Origin of the sequence: Nocardia sp. GP40, assembly GCF_050434125.1 — a bacterium.
Lineage (GTDB): Bacteria > Actinomycetota > Actinomycetes > Mycobacteriales > Mycobacteriaceae > Nocardia > Nocardia albiluteola.
Window position 1 is genome coordinate 87,001 of sequence record NZ_JBNPVW010000017.1, and the last position, 21,430, is coordinate 108,430.

At 69.8% G+C, this 21,430-nt stretch carries 21 protein-coding genes; 12 read left to right on the forward strand and 9 right to left on the reverse strand.

The features are described from left to right. Nucleotides 1-14 precede the first annotated feature (14 nt). The 4 genes from ABH933_RS37805 to ABH933_RS37820 form a co-directional block, all read right to left on the reverse strand. Nucleotides 15-833 (reverse strand): heme ABC transporter ATP-binding protein, encoded by an 819-nt coding sequence (locus ABH933_RS37805; protein ID WP_429455234.1) that lies wholly within the window; start codon nucleotides 831-833, stop codon nucleotides 15-17. A gap of 14 nt (nucleotides 834-847) precedes the next feature. Next, nucleotides 848-1,906, reverse strand: a complete 1,059-nt coding sequence (locus ABH933_RS37810; protein ID WP_429425239.1) for a FecCD family ABC transporter permease — start codon at nucleotides 1,904-1,906, stop codon at nucleotides 848-850. A gap of 146 nt (nucleotides 1,907-2,052) precedes the next feature. After that, complete coding sequence (locus ABH933_RS37815; RefSeq protein ID WP_429425241.1) at nucleotides 2,053-3,090, reverse strand: heme/hemin ABC transporter substrate-binding protein; 1,038 nt, start codon at nucleotides 3,088-3,090, stop codon at nucleotides 2,053-2,055. Nucleotides 3,091-3,255: 165 nt separating this feature from the next. Beyond that, the gene (locus ABH933_RS37820; RefSeq protein ID WP_429425243.1) at nucleotides 3,256-4,215 is read right to left on the reverse strand and encodes an aldo/keto reductase; all 960 of its coding nucleotides are present in this window, start codon (nucleotides 4,213-4,215) and stop codon (nucleotides 3,256-3,258) included. A gap of 294 nt (nucleotides 4,216-4,509) precedes the next feature. On the opposite strand from ABH933_RS37820, the gene ABH933_RS37825 reads away from it, so the two are divergent. The 4 genes from ABH933_RS37825 to mshC all read left to right on the forward strand — a co-directional run bounded on the left by ABH933_RS37825 (nucleotide 4,510) and on the right by mshC (nucleotide 8,262). Continuing rightward, nucleotides 4,510-5,289: a histidine phosphatase family protein gene (locus tag ABH933_RS37825; protein WP_429424985.1), complete on the forward strand. Its 780-nt coding sequence runs from the start codon at nucleotides 4,510-4,512 to the stop codon at nucleotides 5,287-5,289. A gap of 32 nt (nucleotides 5,290-5,321) precedes the next feature. Then, entirely contained in the window at nucleotides 5,322-5,906 is a 585-nt protein-coding gene (locus ABH933_RS37830) for a DUF3090 domain-containing protein (RefSeq protein ID WP_215920116.1), read from the forward strand. Between the two features lie 83 nt (nucleotides 5,907-5,989). After that, the gene (locus ABH933_RS37835) at nucleotides 5,990-6,832 is read left to right on the forward strand and encodes an SCO1664 family protein (protein WP_429424987.1); all 843 of its coding nucleotides are present in this window, start codon (nucleotides 5,990-5,992) and stop codon (nucleotides 6,830-6,832) included. A gap of 191 nt (nucleotides 6,833-7,023) precedes the next feature. After that, nucleotides 7,024-8,262, forward strand: a complete 1,239-nt coding sequence (gene mshC, locus ABH933_RS37840) for a cysteine--1-D-myo-inosityl 2-amino-2-deoxy-alpha-D-glucopyranoside ligase (protein ID WP_429424989.1) — start codon at nucleotides 7,024-7,026, stop codon at nucleotides 8,260-8,262. A gap of 18 nt (nucleotides 8,263-8,280) precedes the next feature. Here mshC and ABH933_RS37845 read toward each other — a convergent pair whose 3' ends face one another. Next, nucleotides 8,281-8,760 carry an SRPBCC family protein gene (locus tag ABH933_RS37845; protein ID WP_429424992.1) on the reverse strand — a complete coding sequence of 160 codons (480 nt, stop codon included), beginning with the start codon at nucleotides 8,758-8,760 and terminating at the stop codon, nucleotides 8,281-8,283. Then, complete coding sequence (locus tag ABH933_RS37850) at nucleotides 8,757-9,092, reverse strand: ArsR/SmtB family transcription factor (RefSeq protein WP_429424995.1); 336 nt, start codon at nucleotides 9,090-9,092, stop codon at nucleotides 8,757-8,759. The genes ABH933_RS37845 and ABH933_RS37850 overlap by 4 nt, the downstream gene beginning before the upstream one ends. A gap of 139 nt (nucleotides 9,093-9,231) precedes the next feature. On the opposite strand from ABH933_RS37850, the gene ABH933_RS37855 reads away from it, so the two are divergent. The 5 genes from ABH933_RS37855 to thrS all read left to right on the forward strand — a co-directional run bounded on the left by ABH933_RS37855 (nucleotide 9,232) and on the right by thrS (nucleotide 16,104). After that, on the forward strand, nucleotides 9,232-9,726 hold the full coding sequence (locus tag ABH933_RS37855) for a cupin domain-containing protein (protein ID WP_429424997.1): 495 nt from the start codon (nucleotides 9,232-9,234) through the stop codon (nucleotides 9,724-9,726). Nucleotides 9,727-9,856: 130 nt separating this feature from the next. Next, a complete protein-coding gene (locus tag ABH933_RS37860) occupies nucleotides 9,857-12,982 on the forward strand; it encodes a type II toxin-antitoxin system Rv0910 family toxin (protein ID WP_429424999.1) in 3,126 nt (1,041 codons plus the stop codon). A 459-nt stretch (nucleotides 12,983-13,441) separates the two neighbouring features. Continuing rightward, nucleotides 13,442-14,080 (forward strand): biotin synthase BioB, encoded by a 639-nt coding sequence (bioB, locus tag ABH933_RS37865; protein WP_429425001.1) that lies wholly within the window; start codon nucleotides 13,442-13,444, stop codon nucleotides 14,078-14,080. Beyond that, nucleotides 13,975-14,433: a hypothetical protein gene (locus tag ABH933_RS37870; RefSeq protein WP_429425004.1), complete on the forward strand. Its 459-nt coding sequence runs from the start codon at nucleotides 13,975-13,977 to the stop codon at nucleotides 14,431-14,433. Before bioB ends, ABH933_RS37870 begins: the two co-directional genes overlap by 106 nt. Nucleotides 14,434-14,886: 453 nt before the next feature. Continuing rightward, nucleotides 14,887-16,104, forward strand: coding sequence for a threonine--tRNA ligase (gene thrS, locus ABH933_RS37875; RefSeq protein WP_429425006.1), 1,218 nt, complete (start codon nucleotides 14,887-14,889; stop codon nucleotides 16,102-16,104). A 108-nt stretch (nucleotides 16,105-16,212) separates the two neighbouring features. On the opposite strand, the gene ABH933_RS37880 is transcribed toward thrS, so the two are convergent. Continuing rightward, on the reverse strand, nucleotides 16,213-16,944 hold the full coding sequence (locus ABH933_RS37880; protein WP_429425008.1) for a TetR/AcrR family transcriptional regulator: 732 nt from the start codon (nucleotides 16,942-16,944) through the stop codon (nucleotides 16,213-16,215). A 95-nt stretch (nucleotides 16,945-17,039) separates the two neighbouring features. Between ABH933_RS37880 and ABH933_RS37885 the strand changes: the two genes are divergently transcribed. Then, nucleotides 17,040-18,164 carry an FAD-dependent oxidoreductase gene (locus ABH933_RS37885; RefSeq protein ID WP_429425011.1) on the forward strand — a complete coding sequence of 375 codons (1,125 nt, stop codon included), beginning with the start codon at nucleotides 17,040-17,042 and terminating at the stop codon, nucleotides 18,162-18,164. A gap of 162 nt (nucleotides 18,165-18,326) precedes the next feature. Here ABH933_RS37885 and ABH933_RS37890 read toward each other — a convergent pair whose 3' ends face one another. Further along, nucleotides 18,327-18,917 (reverse strand): TetR family transcriptional regulator, encoded by a 591-nt coding sequence (locus ABH933_RS37890; RefSeq protein WP_429425013.1) that lies wholly within the window; start codon nucleotides 18,915-18,917, stop codon nucleotides 18,327-18,329. A gap of 123 nt (nucleotides 18,918-19,040) precedes the next feature. Between ABH933_RS37890 and ABH933_RS37895 the strand changes: the two genes are divergently transcribed. Further along, nucleotides 19,041-19,997, forward strand: a complete 957-nt coding sequence (locus ABH933_RS37895) for an SDR family oxidoreductase (RefSeq protein WP_429425015.1) — start codon at nucleotides 19,041-19,043, stop codon at nucleotides 19,995-19,997. Between the two features lie 23 nt (nucleotides 19,998-20,020). Here ABH933_RS37895 and ABH933_RS37900 read toward each other — a convergent pair whose 3' ends face one another. Continuing rightward, a complete protein-coding gene (locus tag ABH933_RS37900) occupies nucleotides 20,021-20,455 on the reverse strand; it encodes an SRPBCC family protein (protein WP_429425017.1) in 435 nt (144 codons plus the stop codon). Nucleotides 20,456-20,556: 101 nt separating this feature from the next. Between ABH933_RS37900 and ABH933_RS37905 the strand changes: the two genes are divergently transcribed. Continuing rightward, nucleotides 20,557-21,396, forward strand: a complete 840-nt coding sequence (locus ABH933_RS37905; RefSeq protein ID WP_429425020.1) for a patatin-like phospholipase family protein — start codon at nucleotides 20,557-20,559, stop codon at nucleotides 21,394-21,396. The last annotated feature ends 34 nt before the right edge of the window (nucleotides 21,397-21,430 follow it).

Below are 21,430 nucleotides of genomic sequence, written 5' to 3' on the forward strand. Positions count from 1 at the left end.
GCCGGGGCATTCGGTCAGCGGCGCAGCGGCAGGACCAACGGGGCGCCGGTGACGGGATGGTCGATCACCTCGACCGGATGTTGATAGACGCGGGTCAGCAGGCCGGGGGTGAGGATCTCGCGCGGGGAGCCGCAGGCGGCCAGGCGACCCGACTCGAGCACCGCGACCCGGTCGGCGTAGGCGGCCGCGACTCCCAGATCGTGCAGTACCACCACCACCGCCGCGCCCGCGCCCGCGCGATCGCGCGCCAGGCGCAGCACCGCCTCCTGATGTCCCAGATCCAATGCGGCGGTGGGCTCGTCCAGCAGCAGGGTGTGGGTGTCCTGGGCCAGCACCCGGGCCAGCGCGACCCGGGCACGTTCACCGCCGGACAACGCCGGAAACGCCCGCGCGGCAAGGTGACTCACGTCCGTGGCGGCCAGGGCGGCCTCGATGGCGGCCTCGTCGTCCTCGCGGCGCGGGGTACGGGCCCACGGGGCGCGGCCCATCGCGACGACTTCACGGGCGGTGAACGGAAATCCCACCGTGTGGGTCTGCGGCAGCACCGCGCGCCGGCGCGCCATATCGACCGTCGCCCAGTCGCGCAGCGCCCGACCATCCAGTTGGACCGTGCCCGAGGCGAGTTCGAGCTCTCCGGCCAGCGCCGCCAGCAGCGTGGACTTGCCCGCGCCGTTCGGCCCGACCAGCGCCAGGATCTGCCCCGCCACCACGTCCAGATCCACCCGATCCAGCACCAGCCGCCCGCTGCCGCGCTCGACGCTCACCCCCTGCGCCCGCAGCGTCACCGCACCATGGGCCGGAGGCTCGGGAATGCCGTGCTCGCGTACGAACATCCTGCGGATCCCGATCATGCCCAGCCTCCCGAGCGGGCGCGGGTGCGACGCAGCAGCCAGAAGAAGAACGGCCCGCCGACCAGCGAGGTGAGCATGCCCAGCGGCAGGTCCGCGTTGGTGACCAGGTCGCGGGCGCCGATGTCGGCTGCGAGCAAGATCACCGCGCCCAGGATCGCAGAGAGCGGGATCAGCACCCGGTGCGCCGGGCCCACGAGCATCCGCACCACATGCGGCACGATCAATCCCACGAACAGGATGATCCCGGTGAACGCCACACCCGCGGTGGCCAGGATCGCGACCACCAGGATCACGTTGCGCCGCAACCGTTCCACATCCACCCCCAGATGCCGGGCCGCGGATTCACCCAGGGCGAGCAAATCCAGCCGCGGGGCCATCACCACCGCGGCCAGCACCCCGGCCGTGGTGAGCGGCGCGACCACCGCCACCGACTGCCAGGTCGCGCCGTTCAGGGAACCCAACTGCCAGAACACGATCTGATCGCGGGCCGCATCCGAGGCGGTGAACAGCAGAAACGACATGAGCCCACCGGCGAACGCGTTGACCGCCACACCGGTCAGCACCAGCGTCACCGTCTCGGTCCGCCCGCCCGAGCGCGAGAGCAGATACACCAGCAGCGTCGTCCCGAGCCCGGCCACGAACGCACCCGCTGCCACCGACCACGCCGCGACGAACGCACCACCGGCCACGATCACCACACCCGCACCGACCGCCGCCCCCGCCGACACCCCGATCACACCCGGCTCGGCCAGCGGATTGGCGAACACCCCCTGCAGCAGCGCCCCGGCCGTCGCCAGCGCCGCACCGACCAGTATCGCCAGCACCACTCGCGGAAACCGCACCTGCAGCAACGTGATCTGCCCCGCCGGATGCCTGGGCAGCGGCCCCCAGTCCAGCCCGATGCGATGCAGGACGGTTCCGGCGACCTCGAGCGGCGTCGTGGGCACCTGCCCGACGGCCGCGGAAATCAACGCCAGCGCAACGAGCAGCACGATCGACACCGCGAACACCACCGCCACCCGCGAGCGCCGCCGCGGCGCCGGACGGGGCTGCACCGAGTGCGGCTCGGCATCCGCTGCACCGTTCGCGGCGAACGCCCGGTCCTCGATGGCCGCGGCCGATTCGGGTGCCTGCGCTTCGAGCCCTGCGCCCGTCAAGTTCGCCGAATCCGATGGCATGGAGGCCGATCCGGACGGCTCGGTCATGCCGGGGCGCCGTACATGGCGTGCGAGAGGGCCGCGATGATGCGACCGGTGTTGGGGCCGAAGCTCAGCAGCACCGAATCGGCCATGTCGATGACGCGCTTGTCCCGTCCGGCGGTGGTCTGGGCGACGCCGGGCACCTTGGACAGCCCCTGGACGCCGCCGACCGATTTCAGGCCGTCCGACATGACCAGGAACACATCGGGATTCGCGGCGATCATGGATTCGCTGGTTATCGGGATGAACGGTTGGGTGATCGCTTCGCCGGCGTCGGTGCCGTCCAGGGCGGTGATGAGGGCGTGCGAGCCGAAACCGGGCCCGGCCATCATCGTGATCGCGGTGCTGCGCAGGTACAGGAACGCGATGCTGGGTGCGGGGTGCTGCTTGGGCACCGCGGCGACCGCGGCATCGATCTCGTGCTGAGTGCGCTCGGCCAGGGCCTTGCCCTGCTCGTTCACCCCGAGTGCATCGGCCACGGCCTGGATCTGCGGGGCGACCCCGGCCAGTGTGCGGGCGGGGTCGAAGTAGACCACGGTGATACCCAGCGCCCTCAGTTGATCGCGCATGGTGGGGGTGGCGCTGACGGTGTCGGTGAGGAAGACCGAGGGCCGTTGTGCGGCAACGGCTTCGACGTTGATGCTGCCGCTGCCGCCCGCGACGTTGGGCACATCCTTCGCGGCCGGGAACGCCGCGGAGGTGGAGCGGCCGACCAGGTTCGCGCCCAGTCCCAGCGCCCACACGGTCTGGGCCAGCGTCCCGTACTGGTCGACCGCGACGATTCGGGCGGCGTCGGTCACGGTGACCTGGGAGCCGTCGAAGGAGTGCACGGTCACCGGCAACGCCGGATGCGGTGCCGGGCCGATCACCACCGGGTTCGGATCGGCCAGCACGGCGGTGGCGGGCCCGCGCCCGGCCGCGGAAGCGCCTGTGCCGCTGGAGGATCCGCAGGCTGCGACCACGGTCACGAGCAGCACTCCGAACAGGGCCGGCGCGATGTGGCGCAGTGGCCGGGCAGATCCGGCGCGGGACGAGCGCATCCGATCGAGACAGATCATGAGGCTAGCCTAAGTGGGTGGCCGGGGTCACGGGCGAGCGGGATGCGCCCGGCCCGGTCCGTTCACCGAAGACACAGCGGCGGCGATCGGCCCCGAAACCACGAACCGCCGCCGTCTTCGGACGGCGGCGGTCGGTGACCCGGTGACTCAGATGCTGCTGACGTCGTCCAGGGCCGCGGCGATCGCGCGGGGCAGTTCGAGGGTTTCCGCGGCCAGCACGCCGGTCAGCTGGCCCATATCGCGCGCGCCGACGATCAGCGAGGCCACCGCGGGCCGGTCCCGCACCCAGGCCAGGGCCACCGCCAGCGGTGAGGTGCCCAGGCCGTCGGCGGCGGTGACCAGGGCATCGACCACCCGGTCGGCGTGATCGTCGAGGCGCTCGCGGATCTGGGTGGCCGTGGCCTCCTCCGCGCCGCGCGAATCGGCGGGCACCCCGTCGCGATATTTGCCGGTCAGGATGCCCCAGGCCAGCGGGGTCGTCGCGATCAGCCCGACGCCGTGATGCTGTGCGGCGGGCACGATGTCGTGTTCGGCGCCGCGCGCGAGCAGCGAATACGGGGTCTGGGCGGCGGTGATCGGCGCCGCGCACGCCATCGTGGCCAGCTGCCACGCGTCCAGCCCCCGCACCCCGCCGTAGCGGACCTTGCCCGAGCGCACCGCGTCGTCGAGGGTCGCGGTGATCTCGTCGAGGGGAGTGTGCGGATCCCAGGCTGCCACGCTCCATATGTCCAGGTAGTCCGTGCCCAGCTGGGTCAGGGTGCGATCGAGCTGGCGCAGCAGGGTGCGCCGCGAGGCGTCCACGCGCCAGCGCAGCTCGGCGCCGGGTGCACCGTTCGGATCGGTGACCGGGCGCGGTGTCAGGCCCGCGCAGCCACTGATCACCAGGTCGTCGCGCGGCACCAGCTCGTTCACCAGCTCGCCCAGGATCCGCTGGGCCGCCCCGCCGCCGTAGGCGGGAGAGGTGTCCAGCAGGGTGCCCCCGGCCTCGACGAACGCCACCAGCTGCACCGCGGCGTCGTCCGGATCGGTTTCCCTGCCCCAGGTGTGGGTGGCCAGGCCTATCCGGGAGACCCGTAGGCCACTGCGCCCGACCGCTCGCTGTTCCATCACCGTGCCCACACTTCCGTCACATCCAAGAGCCTAGGGCCACAATCCGTTCGGGACGCGCTCCGGCGCGGCGAACCGCCGTACCGATCGGTCGGCAGGTGGTATCCGGGTGATTCCGGCGGACCCGGTCGCGACGGGCTCGGCGCCGATGCCGCCCGGGGCGCTCAGCACAGTGCGGTGGCGTCGGCAAAACGGTACGGACGGAGCCGAATTCGCCGTAGGCGTAATGAATGCCCGGCGAACGCACGGCTCGCGGTCGTGGATCGCGGCTCGTGATCGCTTACGCTGAGGACCATGACGGTGATCCTGCTGCGGCACGGGGTGTCGACCTCGAACACGGCCCGCACCCTGGCCGGGCGCAGTCCGGGCGTGGATCTGACCGACCGGGGTCGCGAGCAGGCTCAGGCGCTGGCGGAACGGTTGGCGCCCTTGCCGATCGAGCATATCGTCGCCTCCCCGCTGCTGCGCTGCATGCGCACCGTGGGCCCGCTGGCGGACAAGCTGGGCCTCGAGCCCGAGACCGAGGAGCGCATCCTCGAGGTCGACTACGGCCAGTGGACCGGCCGCGCGCTGTCCGAACTGGTCAGCGAGCCGCTGTGGAAGGTCGTGCAGGGCCACGCCTCGGGAGCGGTGTTCCCCGGCGGGGAGGGCCTGGCGCAGGTGCAGCACCGGGCCGTGGCCGCCATCCGCGAACACGACCGCCGCTTCGCCGAACAGCACGGCCGCGACACCCTGTGGGTGGCCTGCACCCACGGCGATGTGATCAAGTCGATCCTGGCCGACGCGTTCGGCATCCACCTGGACGGCTTCCAGCGCCTGATGGTGGAACCGGCCTCGATCAGCGTCGTGCGGTACACCCCGACCGCGCCGTACGTGTGGCGGGTCAACGACACCGGCGCGGACCTGTCCGCGCTGTCCGCACCGCCGGAGCAACGCTCGGGCGAGCGCGCCGGGCCGGTTCCCGGCGGCGAGGTCGGTCCCGAACCGAACGCCGCCGCGAGCGCCGGCGACGCGGCGACCGGTCGCCCGCCGGATGCGGATAATGGGAATTCCCAAAGTCCCGATTCCTTGTAGTAAGTAGTGCAGTGTGGTTTCAGGAGGTGCAGATGAGCCGAGCAATCCACGTGTTTCGCACCCCCGATCGTTTCGTCGCCGGAACCGTCGGTGAGCCGGGCGATCGCTCCTTCTACCTGCAGGCCGTTGAGCAACCGCGGGTGGTCAGCGTGCTGCTGGAGAAGCAGCAGGTCAAGGTCCTGGCCGATCGGATGGGCCTGCTCTTGGACGAGGTGGCGCGCCGTTTCGGGGCCAGTGTGCCCCCGCAGGCCGACGATGTGGCCGACACCGGGCCGCTGCAGACCCCGATCGATGCGGAGTTCCGCGTCGGCACCATGGGACTGGGCTGGGACGCGGATGCGAACGCGGTGGTGGTGGAGTTGCTGGCGATTACCGAGACCGAGGTCGACGAGTCGGTGGTGCTGGACGACACCGAGGAGGGCCCCGACGCGGTGCGGGTGTTCCTGACCCCGTCGCAGGCGCGCGAGTTCGCGTTGCGGTCGGCGCGGGTGATCGCGGCGGGCCGCCCGCCGTGCCCGCTGTGCGGGGAACCGCTGTCCACGAAGGGGCATATGTGTGTGCGCACCAACGGCTACAAGCGCGGCGACATCTTCGGCGCGAGCGATCTCGAGGACTGACACGTGAGCGGAGCGCAGCGGAGTGAACCAGCGTTGCAGCGTGCTGCGCGCACGACGGAGCCGAGCGTCGGCGAGGCGAAGTCGTGAGTGAGGTGGCCGGCGCCTGCGACGGGTTCTATTCCGGTGATCTGGCGGTGATCGGTCGCATCAGCACCGCCAGCAATCTGACCCTGGTGTGTGAGATCGGCGTCGACGGAACGGTCCGCGACCGCACACCCGATGCCGCCGATGCGGGTGTGCGCGTGGTGTACAAACCGGTGCGCGGGGAGCGGCCGCTGTGGGATTTCCCGGACGGTACCCTCGCGGGCCGCGAGGTGGCTTCGTATCTGGTCTCGCAGGCGCTGGGCTGGCCGGTGATCCCCGAGACGATCCTGCGGGAGGGCCCGCTGGGCCCGGGCATGGTGCAGCGCTGGGTCGAGTCGGTGGACAACCACACCGAGCAGGGCGACCGCCTCGACCTGGTCGACCTGGTGCCCGCCGGTGCGGTGCCCGACGGCTTCCGTGAGGTGCTGCGCGCGGTCGACGGCGCGGGTGCGGAGGTGTCGCTGGTGCACGCGGACGATCCGCGGCTGCAGCGCATGGCGGTGCTGGATGTGCTGCTGAACAACGCCGACCGCAAGGGCGGGCACGCCCTCGAGGGCCTGGACGGTGAGGTGTACGGGGTCGATCACGGCATCTGCCTGCACACCGAACCGAAGCTACGCACGGTGCTGTGGGGGTGGGCCGGGGAACCGGTCGACGCGGAGTTGCTCGCCGACATCAGCACGTTCGTCGAGGCCGTCCCGGGCCGGATCGGGGACGCGCTGGCCCAGCACATCACCGATGAGGAGATCGCCGCGCTGGCCGCGCGTGGGCGCCGGCTGCTGGAGCGTCCGGTGATGCCGATGCCCCGCAGCTCGCGCCCGATTCCCTGGCCCGCGTTCTGAGCGCGGACCGCGGCCGAGCGCATCGGCCCGCGGGATCGATCCCTCGGCATTAGTGCCTGTGAGATTGCAACGGTTGCGCTTTCGCATCCGGCGTGAGTATGCAGGTGGGCGCGGGTTGCCCGGAGTGGCATGGACCACCGCTGCCCGGGGGTGGCGGGCGTGCACGTCCAGGAGACCTTTACTCTCGATTCATGCAGTCCTGGTCCGATATCGCCGTCCCGACCGTCCCCGGATCCGGACCGCCGTTGCGATTGTTCGACACCGCCGACCGGCAGGTGCGCCCGGTGAGCCCCGGCCCGATGGCCACCATGTACGTCTGCGGCATCACCCCCTACGACGCGACCCATCTCGGGCACGCGGCCACCTACCTGGCCTTCGACCTGGTGAACCGGGTGCTGCGCGACGGCGGGCACGAAGTGCACTACGTGCAGAACACCACCGATGTGGACGATCCGCTGTTCGAGCGCGCCGAGCGCGACGGGCTGGACTGGCGCGAGCTGGGCACCCGGGAGATCGCGCTGTATCGCGAGGACATGGCCGCGCTGCGGGTGCTACCGCCCCGGGACTACATCGGCGCCATCGAATCGGTCGGCGAGGTTGTCGAATTGGTCGACAAGCTGCTGGCAAGCGGTGCGGCCTATGCGGTCGCCGACGCGCAGTATCCGGACGTCTACTTCCGCCACGATGCCACCGAGCAGTTCGGGTACGAGTCCGGATACGACCGCGCGACCATGGACCGGTTGTTCGCCGAGCGCGGCGGCGACCCGGACCGGCCCGGTAAGCGCGATCCGATCGATGCGCTGCTGTGGCGCGCGGCCCGGCCCGGGGAGCCCTCGTGGCCCGCGCCGTTCGGCGCGGGGCGCCCCGGCTGGCACATCGAATGCGCGGCGATCGCTCTGAACCGGATCGGACCCGAGTTCGACATCCAGGGTGGGGGCAGCGACCTGATCTACCCGCACCACGAGTATTCCGCCGCCCACGCCGAGGCGCTGGTGGCCGGTCGCCGGTTCGCCCGCCACTATGTGCACGCCGGGCTGATCGCGCTGGACGGGGAGAAAATGTCCAAGTCCCGCGGCAACCTGGTGTTCGTGTCCAAGCTGCGCAACACCGGCACCGATCCCGCGGCGATCCGGCTGGGCCTGTTCGCCGGGCACTACCGGCAGGACCGGGAATGGTCCGATGCGGTACTCGCCGAGGCTCTGTCGCGCCTGGACACCTGGAAGCGCGCCGCGGCGCTGGCCTCGGGCCCGGCGGCCGGGGACACGATCGCGCGCCTGCGCCAGCATCTTGCCGACGACCTGGACACCCCCAAGGCCCTTGCCGCGGTGGACAACTGGGCCCAGCAGGCGCTCGAGTACGGCGGTCCGGACGCCGCAGCGCCGGACGAGATCGGCACCGCGGTCGACGCGCTGCTGGGCATCCGGCTCTGATCGGCCGGCGCTGATCGCTCAGGCCGCGACGGCCTTGCCGTAGAGGTCCTGGATCGCGGGCCAGCCGTTCGGGTCCGCGACCGCGGCACGCATGGATTCCCAACCGTCGCCGTGGTTTTCCAGGCCCGAATGCACGAGGGTGACCCGGGTGCGGTCCGGGCCCGCGGCGCTGAAGGTGATATCGACGCGGCTGGTGCGGGCCCGGTCCGGCTGGTGCTTCCAGTCCAGGGAGATGTCCCAGGAGAACGCGAAATGCCCGGGCGGGGACCAGATCAGCACGGTGCCCCAGGGGCATTCGGTGCCGTCGGTTTCGCGGTTGACCAGCCGCCCGCCGACCTGTGGTTCGACGATCACCTCGGCCAGGGTGCCCGTGCCCAGGTGGTGAGCGCGGGGCCACCAGCTGTCGATGCCGGCGGTGAAGACCTCGTAGGCCTTGCCGGGGGGCGCCTCGACAAGGAATTCGATGCGGACGTCGCTGTTGTGCTGTACCTGTGTCATGTCTGCTCCTCGGGTTCGCCCTGCCGGGCCTGTTCGTTCATCTCATCGCGGAATGCCGACATCGCCGTCGACCAGAAGTGGGTGAAATATGCGCACAGCGCGTCGATTCCGCGCGGATCGAGCCGGTACACCCGCCGGGTGCCGATGGCCTCGTCGGTGACCAGGCCCGCGTGTTTGAGCACCTTGAGGTGCTGCGAGACGGCCGGGCGGCTGACCGGAAGCTCGGCGGCGAGTTGTCCGACCGCGCACGGGCCGCGCCCGAGTCGTTCGAAGATGGCCCGGCGGGTCGGATCTCCGAGGGCGTCCAGCGCTGCACTTTGGTAAGTCCCCACGAACGGTAAGTCTACAATTACATATTGAGGTGGGCAAGGGGTTTCCCGGACCCGAACCGGCTACCGCGGCGGCGTCCGGGCCCGGATGTCACGCTCGGGCTTGCTGCGTCGTCTCCCCGGTGAAGAAGGGAGACAGCACATGTCGATGCTGCATGTAGGTCAGTCCGAGCCGTTTCTGGTCCGCGCGGACGATGCGGAGGTCCTGGGCGCGGCGCCCATGTCGATCCGGTTACTGGCCGACGGCGACGGGGAGGGCGGGGGCATCAGCGCGAGTCGCACCGTCATGGCCAAGGGCACCCAGGGCGCGCTGCCGCACCACCACGAGCACACGATGGAGATGTTCTTCATCATCGAGGGCGGCCTGCACGTGCTGACCGGCGACCGGGTCGTCACCGCCCGCACCGGCGATTTCCTGCTGGTGCCGCCGAACACCACGCACGCCTTCGCCACCCCCGAGGACACCGGGGTGGACATGCTGTTCCTGATGCCCGGCGTCGCGCGGGCGGACTACTTCCGGATGATCGACCGGATCCGCAACGGCACCGCCGATCCGCAGGAAATCCTCGACAGCGCAGAGATTTTCGACAACTACTTCCATCCGAGCCCGGAGTGGGAGAAGTTCATGGGCTGGTGACCGCGTCGCTGGACGGTCGCGGGCCCGAGCACAGGTATCACCTGGGGACCAGTGGCCGCGCCGCGCCGGTGTCGGACAGGCAGGGTCTAATGGGGTCCAGTACTCGATGAGGAGAGGACGGTGACCGCCAGTGTCCGGTATCGATCGAATCCGTGCCGCGCGGACGTATCTGCGTGCGGGTGGCGAGCTGGCGCGGGCGGTGCGGGCCAATCCACGGCTCGCACGCGAACTCCTGGCGGGGGTGATCGCCGGCAGCCCGGCCGATTCGGCCGACGGTCCGTCCGCCGAGGTCCGGGTCCCGGTCTCGGCCGAGGAGCGGCGCGAGCGGCTCGCCCCGTCCGGGCTCGGCGAATTCACCAAGACCGCACACGCCGAGCAGACGATCGATGCGCCAATCGAGACCGTATGGGCCTATCTGCGTGAGCTCGGCCGTCTGGGCGAATGGTTCTCCCTGCACCACGGCTGGCGCGGGGATCCGCCCGGGCCCCTGCACACCGGCCAGACCTTCACCCAGCAGGCCCAGGCCATGGGGCTGCCGGTGGATATCGCGTGGCGGGTGGCCGCGGTGAGCGAACGCGGCTTCGAGCTACGCGGCCAGGCGCCCCAGCAGGTGCGCCTGGGTTACTGGATCACGGTGTCGGGCACCGATTCTCAGACCGTGGTCGATTTCGATGCCGGTGTGGCCGGCCCGCCGATCGAGGGCCCGCTGGGCGGGTCGGTGGCACGCAGCCTCGAGGAGGCCATGCGCGAATCCCTCGATCGGCTGCCCGCCGCGATCGCCGGATACACCCCGCCCGCGCGCCCGGCGCGGGAGCCGGTGCTGCACACCGCCTCCGGCGTCCGGCTGGATCCGGCCACTCCGGTGCTGATCGGCGCCGGGCAGATCGCGCAGCGCACCCCGGACGAGAGTTACAGCGATCCGGCCGAATTGGCGGTGCGGGCGCTGCGTCGCGCCGCGGTGGACGCCGGGGCCGATGCCGGGCTGCTGGGCTCGGCCGATGCGGTGTTCGCGGTCGCGTGCGCCTCGTGGCAGTACCGGGATCTGGGCGCGGTGATCGCCGAACGAGTCGGGGCGGGCGCCGCGGACACCGTGCAGTCCAGCCCCTTCGGCGGTGACGGCGCCCAGCTACTGCTCAACGAGGCGGCCGCGGCGATCGCCGCCGGACAGTACGAGATCGTGCTGGTCGCCGGCGCCGAGGCCGGGGCCACCCAGGCCGCGGCGCAGCGCGCGGGAATCGACCTGCAGTGGCCCGCACAGGATCCCGCGCAGGCCCCCACCCGCATCGCCGGGGTCGACAAGCCCGCGAACAACGCCGCGGAGACGGCCGCCGAGCTGATCGCCCCGACCCACATGTACGCGCTGATCGAATCGGCGAACCGGCACCGGCTCGGCCGCACACCCGCGGAGCACTCGCGGCAGGTGGCCCAGCTGTGGTCGCGGCTGTCGCAGGTCGCCGCCGGGAACGAATACGCCTGGCAGCCCGAGAAATTCAGCGCCGAGCAGATCGCGGCCGTGTCCGGGGACAATCGCATGGTCTCCACCCCCTACACCAAACTCGAATGCGCCAACCTGCAGGTCGACATGGCCAGCGGCATCATCGTTGCCAGCGTCGCGGCCGCGACCGCCGCGGGCATCCCGCAGGAGAAATGGGTGTTCCCGCACGCGGGCGCCTCGGGCTGCGACGAATGGTTCGTCAGCGAACGCGCCGAACCGGCCACCTCCCCGGCCATCCGGGCGCTGGGCGCGGCCGCGCTCGCGCACGCCGGGATCACTGCGGGCCAGCTGACCCACGTCGACCTGTACGCGTGCTTCCCGGTGGCGGTGCAGATCGCCGCCCGCGAACTGGGCCTGCCCCTGGACGATCCGGACCGGCCGCTGTCGATGACCGGCGGGCTCACCTTCGGCGGCGGACCGGGCAACAACTACAGCGGACACGCGGTAGCCTCGCTGATCACCGCCCTACGCACGGACCCGCAGTCCTACGGCCTGGCCACCGCGCTGGGCTGGTACCTGACCAAACACTCCCTGGGCGTGTACTCGGCCACGCCGCCGCGCGCGGGCTTCGAGCACCTGACACCGATCATCGACACCCCGCCCCCGCGTCCGGCACGAACCGAGTACGAGGGGCCCGCGGTCATCGAGGCCTACACCGTGCCATACGGGCGCGACGGGGAACCCGAGGCCGCGATCGTCAGCCTGATCGCACCCGACGGCGCCCGGATTCTGGTGCGCAGCACCGACAAGACGTTGATCGATCGCCTCATCGATACATCGGCGCCGGATGCGCCGACTGCCGGTACCCGCGTTCCGGATTCAGCCAAGTCCGATGCGGCAGGTTCGGTTGTGGCCGAGGCTGCTGGACCCGCACGTGATGCCGATTCGGCCGGGCCCGATTCCGCAGGACGCGGCGACGCGCTCGGGCTGCCCGTGACCGTGCGAGACGGGCAGATCTCCTTTACCGCAGGTGATCGCATGCCGCTGCCGCCTCCGCCGGCGCCGCCCGTGCTGGTCGAGCGGCGGGGCGCGGTCACGATCATCACCATCAACCGTCCCGAGGTCCGCAACGCGGTGAACCTGGCCACCGCGCTGGGGATCGAGCGGGCCCTGGACGCGTACGAGGCCGACCCGCACGCCCAGGTGGCGATCCTGACCGGCGCGGGTGGATATTTCAGCGCCGGAATGGATCTCAAGGCCGCCGCCCGCGGGGAGGTGCCGGTGACCCAGGGCCGGGGCATCCTGGGCATCGCGGCCCAGCCGCCGCGCAAACCGCTCATCGCGGCCGTGGAGGGGCCCGCACTGGCCGGTGGCTGCGAGCTTGCGCTGTCCGCGGATCTGATTGTCGCGGCACGCAATTCGACCTTCGGGATCCCGGAGGTGAAGCGGGGCCTGGTCGCCGTCGGCGGTGGGGTGCTACGGCTGGCGCGGCGCATCCCGCGCGCGATCGCGATGGAACTGGCGTTGACCGGCGACCCGATCACCGCGGCTCGCGCCGCGGAGCTGGGTCTGGTGAACCAGCTCGCAGACCCGGGCGGGGCGCTCGAGGCCGCGTTGGCTCTGGCCGAACGCATCGCGGTCAACGCGCCGCTGAGCATTCTGGCCAGCAAACGCATCATCGAAGAATCCGCGGACTGGACAGTCGCCGAGGAGTTCACCCGCCAGGGCCAGGTCGCCGCCACGGCCCTGGCCTCCCAGGACGCCACCGAGGGCGTGCTGGCCTTCACCCAGAAACGGCCACCGGTCTGGAAGGGCCGCTGAGGAACGAGGAAGGGCGCCACGATCCGGGCCGCGGCTGGCGGCCGGACGATTCGCCGACTTTGTCCGGGCAGGATCTCGATCGCGGTCGGCCGGGTCGAGCTGTTGTCCCGGTGGTCGATCCTTGTGCGGGTCCCGGTGGTAATCGCCGAAAATCCAACGGAGTTCGCGTAGTTCCTGGTCAGGCCCAGTGCGTCGGGACCCGCATCTGCATCGTTCACGTTTCATGGAAGGGCTTGCGGCCGTGTGTAGTTGATGCACGTCAAACGGTGGGCGGAGCTTCATCGGGACTTGCGCCCTTCGGGGTTTCCTGGATGTGTCATGTCATGCAAGACTGCTGTTCACGGGCACACTTGAACGGCGTTCAAGCTCGAGGTAGGTTGCCGTGTTATGACGAGTGGATTGTTGGATCTGTTGGTAGACAAGGCGTTAGACGGTGTGACTCCCGCGAGGGCGGAGGCGTTGGCGCTGCTGGCGGGTTCGGAGCCACTGATCGACGTGATCGCCGCGGGTTCGCGGGTGCGGCGTGAGTTCTTCGGGATGCGAGTCAAATTGAACACGATCGTGAACATGAAAAGCGGTTTGTGTCCGGAAGATTGCGGCTACTGCTCCCAGCGCCTGGGTTCGAAATCCGAGGCACTCAAGTACTCGTGGATCTCACCGGACAAGGCAGCGCAGATCGCCGACCACGCGGTCCGCGCGGGCGCGAAGCGCGTCTGCCTCGTGGCCAGCGGGCGCGGGCCCGGCGAGCGTGACATCACTCGGATCGAAAACACCATCGCCGCAATCAAAGTCGACAATCCGAACGTCGAGATCTGTGCGTGCCTCGGCTTGCTGAACGAGGGGCAGGCCCAACGGCTCGCGGCGGCGGGCTCGCATGCCTACAGCCACAACCTCAATACAGCCGAAGCCCGCTACTCCGAAATCTGCACAACGCACACCTTCGCTGATCGCGTGGATACGCTCACGCGCGCCGGCGCGGCCGGATTGTCTCCGTGCTCCGGGGCGATTTTCGGCATGGGCGAATCCGACGAGGACATCGTCGATGTGGCGATCGCACTGCGCGAACTCGACCCGGACTCGGTGCCGGTGAATTCCTGATTCCGTTCGAGGGAACCCCGCTGGGCAACCGGTGGGACCTCACCCCGGAACGCTGTATCCGCATCCTCGCGCTGTTCCGGTTCTTCTTCCCGGACGTCGAGGTCCGTCTCGCCGGCGGTCGCGAGATCCACCTCCGCAGCCTGCAGCCGCTGGCGCTGCACCTGGCCAACTCGATCTTCTTGGGCGACTACCTGACCAGCGAGGGACAGCCCGGCATCGACGACCGCCAGATGATCACCGACGCGGGATTCACCGTCGAAGGCGCACACGAGCAAACACTTCCACAGCCCCGCCACGACCTTGTAGCGCTCCGCCGGCGGGGCGCCGGAACGGACCAGCCCGCCAACGCCTGAAGCGATCTCCCCTCGATGGTCGTGATCCGATCTGCCGGAAGGTGACTTCAACAGGCCGGTCGTTCACATGAGTGAGCATGTTCGACGTATCGCCATTCTGGGGTACAGGCCAAAAGTGCCGTAGTGCAGACCAGTTCGAGACACGCCGACGTTCGAAGACCCCTGCACGCGCGCCGAAATCCGCAGGTCACCCGTGCACACGACTTCGAACATTCACATGCGACCGAGGGTGTTTCGCGAACGAACGTGCGTGAGACGGTCTCGATCATTGGTTTGGCTCTGTCATTGTGCTGTGGGATGTTGCGAGGTAGCGTGCTGGGCGTGCAGCGCGCTTACTTCACTACGACGCCGGACGACGTCCCGGCGCGCTGACTCTGTTCTGATCAAAGCCCCGGGCGGATGCCCGGGGCTTTCGCGTGTGGTCATCCGCCTTCGACTGGAAGGAAGACTCACGTGCACGACCACCGGAAACTGGGCCGGGAACTCAGCCTGTTCGACACCGATCCATTGATCGGGGCCGGACTACCATACTGGCTGCCCGATGGCGCGATCGTGCGCCATAGTCTCGAGGAATACATCCGCACCGCCGAACGGCGAGCGGGCTACCAGCACGTGTACTCTCCTGTGCTCGGCAAGCGAGAGCTCTACGAAATCTCTGGCCACTGGGCGCACTACAACGACGACATGTACCCGCCGATGGACGTCGGTGGTGAGCAAGTGGTGCTACGGCCCAGCGTGTGCCCACATCACGCGGTGATGTACCGGTCTCGCTCCCACAGCTACCGTGAATTGCCTCTGCGCATGGCCGAACTCGGCGCGATGTACCGCTCGGAACTGTCCGGTGTGCTCGGCGGCTTGACCCGCGTGAGATGCATCCAACTGAACGACGCACATATTTTTTGCACCCTCGAGCAGGTCGCCGACGAGGCCACCGCGGCGCTCGCACTGATCGGGTCCGCATACCAAGCCATGGGAATCACCAACGCTCGCTACCGGCTTTCACTTCCCGGCGCGAGCGGCAAATACGTTGCGGCGCCGGAGATGTGGCAGCGTGCAACGAAGATTCTCAGCGAGGTGCTCGACCGGTCCGGCGTGCCCTACGAGGCCGCCGAGGGCGAAGCCGCATTCTACGGCCCGAAAATCGACATCCAGGTCAGCGACCATGCCGGGCGCGAATCGACCCTGTCCACCGTGCAGGTCGATTTCCATCAACCCGAGCAGTTCGATCTGCACTACATCGGCGCCGACGGGGGCAAGCATCGGCCGGTCATGGTGCATCGCAGTATCATCGGCAGCGTCGAGCGTGTGGTCGCGCACCTCATCGAACTTCACGGCGGGAGCTTCCCAGCGTGGCTGGCCCCTGTTCAGGTCGTGGTACTGCCGGTATCCGACGCGCAGGAGTCGGACGCTGCCCAGCTCCGCGGTCATTGTCTGAGCGCGGGTCTGCGTGTGCAGGTGGTGCCCGCCGAGGCAGGAAACCTGGGGGCACGGGTGCGTGAAACCCGCCTGGCGCCATACCAGTTCATCGTCGGGCCGGCTGAAGCCTCCAACGGAGATGTGGCGATACGGCTGCGAGACGGACGTCGTCTTCCCGCCCTCGCTGCCGGTGACGCCATCGCTCGCATCCGAGCACTGATCCAGGCCAACGACACCCGTCTGTGGGCCGACTGATGCCTGCTGCCGGTGGCCGCCGGGCCACCGGCAGCAGGCGGCGCGGTGTCTTCTCAGGGTCGGAAGAGCGTGTCGCCGGAATCCCTTGTGGCCGATGCGCGCGGTCGGTCAATCGGATGCGGGCCGCAGATTGTTCATGAGCAGGCCGAGGGTGAACTCGAAGCGGTCGGGTCCGGTGCCGGTGATCAGCTCGGCGGCATGGCGTCGAGTCAGCGGGAATTTCTCGGCGGGCAGGGCGGTGAAGCGGGCCAGCAACTCCTCGTGGCCGAGCACCCATTCCTGATCCTGGCGCCGGCGCCGCTGCTGAACCAGCGACTGTTCGAGCGCATAGGCGCTGACGTAGAGAGACAGCGCGTCGCGTGCCCATCCGGCCGTCCCGGGTTCGATGCCACCCGCGAGCAGGATCGCCAGGATGCCTTCGCCGACACGCAGTGTCTCGAGATTGGTCGGCACCGTGGCCAACGCGGCACGCGAGACGCCGGGGTATTTCAGGTACTGGTCGCGGATCTGCGTGTACACCCCGCGTAGCTGCTCGCGCCAGGCAGCCGGGTCCGGTTCGGGGAGCGTGACCTCTGCGTAGAGTCTGCCGATCAGCAGCTCGTCGAGATCGTCCTTGTTGACGATGTGTGCGTACAGCGACGACGGTCCGGTGCCGAGCACGGCGGCGACCCGGCGGACGGTCAGGGCGTCGTACCCCTCGGCGGCGACGACCTCCAAGGCGGCGTCGGTGATCCGCTCGACGGTGATCGGCTGCTTGCGTGGTGCCGGCGCGGCGGCCCCGGCCCCGGCTGCGGGCTGGGCGTGGCGAGCGGCGCGGTGTTGGCGGGGAGCGGCGGGCATGCCGGAACTCTACCTTGACACGAACTAAGTTCGCTAAGTAGAACTTAGATCGTAATAACGAACTTAGTTCGTATCGATGTTCGCGGAGGTGTGCGATGCGAGTTGCCGTTGCCGGAGCCGGTCTGGGAGGTCTGGCGCTCACGCAGGGCCTGCGAGGCGCCGGGATCGAGGCCGAGGTGTTCGAACGCGACCCGGGGATCGTCGCGCGGTTCCAGGGCTATCGGCTCGTGCTGAACCCGATCGGTTTTCAGGCGGTGCGCGACTGCCTGCCGACACGCTGGCACCCGCTGCTGGACGAGATCGTGATGGACGCCTCCGCCGAGCAGCTGATCCTGGACCCGCAGTTGACCGAGATCGGCAGGCTCGGCGCGAGCCGGACCGGCATCGTCGTCGACCGCCAAGTGCTACGACACCTGCTGCTGACCGGCCTCACCGTGCACACCGACGCCACACTCACCGGCTACGAAGTCCTGGCCGGCGGCACAGTCCGAGCCGAGTTCGCCCGCCGCGACCCGGCCACCGCCGACCTGCTCGTCGGCGCGGACGGCATCACCTCCGCGGTCCGCGGGGTGCTGTCGCCGCAGACTACCCCGACCGACACCGGCGTCCGGTTCGTCATCGGCCGCACCCTGCTGACCGACGAGTTCGCCGGCCTGTCCAAGGCCTACGGCTCGAAGATTGCGGGTGCGCGCGTCAGCCTGCTGCTGGGCGCGATGCGTTTCCGTACCCCGCCCAAGCAGGCCGCCGAGCAACTGGCCCCCGAAGTCACGCTGCCCGACGTCGGCGACTACGTGCGCTGGGTCATGATCCTGCCGCCGAACGGCTCGCTGGAAGACCTGAGCGCGCAGGACGCCGTGTTGTCCAGGATGCAAGGTTGGCACCCACAACTGCGCGCGCTTATCGAACAGGCCGACCCGGACAACAGCAGGCTGCTGTCGATCCGGGTGGTCGAGCCCCGTGAGCGCTGGGCGTCCGGCCCGGTCACGCTGCTCGGCGACGCGATCCACGCCACCTCCCCGACCGGCGGCAACGGCGCGAACACCGCGCTGCGCGATGCCGACCTGCTGCGCCGCTGCCTGATCGAGGCCGACGCAGGCTGCCGGGACCTGCACAGCGCGGTCGAGGACTACGAGCGGCAGATGTTCGGGTACGGCACCGACGCCGTCCGGAGCAGCCTCGAGAAGCTGCCCGCCTTCGCTCCCGAAGCGAAACTGTCCTGAGCCGAATCGCAGCGGCTCACCACGCTCGCCCGCAGTTGCCCTGACGGGTAAGGCTCCAGCCGGTTGGGGGTGTCTTCCACGAAGCGTGCTGTGCGAGGGCGTGGTTGGCCGCACGTGATGGAAGGCGACCTGTGACGTTCGGTGACCGCGGATGGGGCCCTGTCAGTGTTCGGAGCCTGCCTGCATCGGTGCGGCGGCCGCAGAGAGGGTGCGCAGGTCGTAGAAGGCCCGGGAGAGACACGCGTCCAGAGTGTCTGAGGCGTCATCGATCCAGGCGTGGACCGCGTGTTGATAGGCGGCCCAGCCGGTCCGGGCGGCCAGGTCGGCCGGACCGGCATCGATACCACGTTGTCGCAGCGCCTCCGCCACGGCATCGGTGAGCCATGCATGCTTGGCCAGCTCGCGTTCGCGCAGTGCCGGGGTCACCGCGATGACTTTCCATCGTGGATCGGACAACGGGCGGTTGCGTTCCAGATTCCGAGCGGATTTCCGGAACGCGCACAGCAGTGCCTCGAACGGGCCCAGTTCCTGAGGTGCTTCGGCAATCGACTGCATCAGCGCGGTGCGTAAGTCGGCTTCGCCGTCGAAGAGCACCTCGCGCTTGTCGGGGAAGTGCCGGAAGAAGGTGCGCTCGTTGACCCCGGCTCGGGCGGCGATCTCCGCTGCTGTGGTCTGGTCGAACCCGCGTTCCCGGTACAGCTCCAGAGCCGCCTGTTGCAGGCGGCGACGCACCTCTGCTCCGCTTCGTGGCATTCTCCGAGCCTACCGCGATGTGTCAGTGACTGGCATCAAGTTGCGTCAGTTACTGGCGCTACGCGTAGAGTCGGTGACTGGCACTACTTAGCGCCAGTGAATGGCGTAACAAGGGAGGGTTCCATGCATGTCTTCGTCACCGGGGGCTCCGGTCAGACCGGACCCACTGTCGTCACCGGGCTCATCGCGGCCGGTCACACCGTGACCGGTCTGGCCCGCTCGGAGGCCGCGGCCGCCCGGCTGAAATCGTTGGGTGCGACACCGCATCGCGGTTTCCTGGACGACCTCGACAGCCTGCGTCGCGGCGCGGCAGCCGCCGACGGCGTACTACACATGGCGTACGGGGGCGACTACGCGGATCCGGATGACCTCATCCGCCGCGACTGCGCAGCGATCGAGGCGCTCGGGCAGACGCTGGCCGGGTCCGGTAAGCCGCTTGTCAGCGCCTCGGGCACCTTGGTAACCAGGGCCGGGCAGGTCAGTACCGAGCAGGACGCACCAGACCCCGACTCGGTCGCCGCTTTCCGCATCGCGGGCGAGCAGACCTGCCTGAGCCTGGCCGGATCGGGTGTGCGAGCCAGCGTGGTGCGACTCGCGCCGACCGTGCACGGGCCCGGCGACTACGGGTTCATTCCGGCTCTCATCGCGGCCGCGCGCAGGGCAGGCGTCTCGGCCTACATCGGCGACGGCGCCAATCGGTGGCCGGCGGTCCACCGCGCCGACGCCGCGGTGGCGTTCCGGTTGGCGTTGGAGAGGGCTCCGGCCGGCAGCGTGCTACACGGCGTCGGCGAAGGCGCGGTCACGATCAGAAGCATCGCGGAGCAGATCGCGCACGCGCTCGACATCCCCACCGCTTCGCTGACCCTCGAACAGGCCGCCGCGCATCTCGGGAACCCGTTCCTGGCCCGATTCTTCTCGCTCGACGTCCCGGTCTCCAGCGAACACACCCAAGCGCTGCTGGGGTGGGCGCCCGAACACGCGACGTTGCTCGACGACCTGCGGACCGGTGACTACTTCACTCCACAGGCCAGCGTCCGGGCCGAGCAGGTCTGGCTGCCGCACGAGCGCAGCCACAGCTGACCTGCCTGATGCCCGCGCGGGTATCAGTGTCCGGAGGCGACGGCTTCGGCGCGGGTTTTGAGCCCGCGTGCCTCCATCGCGACGTATCGGCGGGTCAGTGATCCGGTCAGCGCGCCGACGGGCCGGGCCAGCGGGCCCAGCTGATCGATGACAAGCCGTGCGGCGGTGACGGTTTCGGTGATGGGTTGCAGCGCGTGGATGCCGATGGTTGTGACGCCGGGCGCCCGGGAGATCCAGGTGAACGCCGAGCCGGGGGTCAGCTCGGTGATCGTCCAGATCGCCGAGGGAAGGCGGGGCTGGCGGATGCGCGCGCGGCTGCCGAGGCGCAGCGGGCCGTTGTCGAGCAGGTCGAGCCGGGTGACCGACGCGGTCCAGCGCGGCCAGGATTCGACCTCCGCCAGTACCGACCACACCGTGGCGATCGGGGCGGCGATCTCGGTGGTGGTGTCGAGGTGCACGAATACGAGCGTGGCACAACGGATTCGGCCCCGGGGGTGTTTCGGGACGAGAGGGGCCGGGCAGGCCGACGGATCGGGGTGTGATGGTTACTGTGGAGGGCATGTCTGATGCACAGCCCGCCCGGATCGATACCGCTCTCGTGCTGGGCGGGGGTGGACCGGTGGGGATCGCCTGGATGGCGGGTCTGGTGACGGGGTTACGCGACGCCGGAATCGATCTGTCGCTGGCGGACCGATTCGTGGGCACCTCGGCCGGGGCCGTGGTGGGCGCCGTGCTGGCCGCCGGCGGGGATCCGGCGATCCTGGCCGCGCCGTTGCCCTCGGACGGGGAACGGTTCGAGGTGGACCAGGAACTGATGATGGGGATCTTCGCGGAGCTGGCCGCGCCCGGGAGCGACCGGGGCGCGGCGTGGCGCCGGGCGGGGGAGCGGGCGCTGGCCGCGCCGGTGGGCGATCCGGCGGTGCATGTGGCGCGCATGCGGAATCTGGTGGGCATGGACGAGTGGCCGGACCGGGATCTGCGGATGACCTCGATCGACATCACCACTGGCGAGTTCCGGGTGTGGACCGCCGCGGATGCGGCCACCCTGCCCGAGGCGCTGGCCGCGAGCACCTGTGTGCCGGGCGTGTTCCCGCCGATTCCGGTGCAGGGGCACCATTATGTGGACGGCGGCCTGCGCTCGTCGGTGAATGCCGACCTTGCCGCGGGCGCGGAGCTGGTGGCGATCCTCGAGCCGCTGGCCCACATGTTCCCGCGCACCCCCGCGGACCGCGAATTGGGCGGTGCCACGGAGATTTCGGTGGTTCCCGACCCGGAAACGATCGCCCTGTTCGGCCTGGACGTATTCAGCACCGCGGCCGTGGCACCGGCGCACGAGGCGGGCCTGCGCCAGGCCCAGGACGCCGCATTGCGCCTGAAGGCCCACTGGCCCGGCCGGTGATCGGCCGGGCCAGTGGGCCCCTGCGCGTGGTGCC